General features: G+C 64.8%; 1 protein-coding gene. It reads left to right on the forward strand.

What is annotated here, in order from left to right:
- The coding region (locus tag J3361_RS29290) for a carbon starvation CstA 5TM domain-containing protein (protein WP_279382109.1) at window positions 1-642 on the forward strand (642 nt) is incomplete at both ends.

A 642-nucleotide genomic window follows, 5' to 3' on the forward strand; every position in this document is an offset into this window, starting at 1 on the left:
GTTTCCACGCGCTGATCTCCTCGGGCACCACGCCCAAGCTGCTGGATAACGAAACCAACGCCCGCTACATCGGTTACGGCGGCATGCTGATGGAGTCCTTCGTGGCGATCATGGCCATGGTCGCGGCCTCGGTGATCGAACCGGGCGTGTACTTCGCCATGAACAGCCCGGCGGCGATCGTCGGCAGTGACGTGGTGTCCGTGGCGCAGACTGTCAGCAGCTGGGGCTTTGCAATCACCCCCGACGCACTGCAAGCGGTGGCCAAGGACATCGGCGAGACCACCATCCTGGCCCGTGCCGGCGGTGCGCCGACCCTGGCGGTTGGCATCGCGCAGATCCTGCATTCGGTGCTGCCGGGTGAGAACACCATGGCGTTCTGGTACCACTTCGCGATCCTATTCGAAGCGCTGTTCATCCTCACTGCGGTGGACGCCGGCACCCGTGCCGGGCGCTTCATGCTGCAGGACCTGCTCGGCTCGTTCGTGCCGGCGCTGAAACGCACCGAATCCTGGACTGCCAACCTGATCGCCACCGCCGGCTGCGTGGCGCTGTGGGGTTACTTGCTGTACCAGGGCGTGATCGATCCGCTGGGCGGCATCAACACCTTGTGGCCGCTGTTCGGCATCTCCAACCAGATGCTGG

Source organism: Pseudomonas sp. OA65 (assembly GCF_017498305.1).
Lineage (GTDB): Bacteria > Pseudomonadota > Gammaproteobacteria > Pseudomonadales > Pseudomonadaceae > Aquipseudomonas > Aquipseudomonas zanjanensis.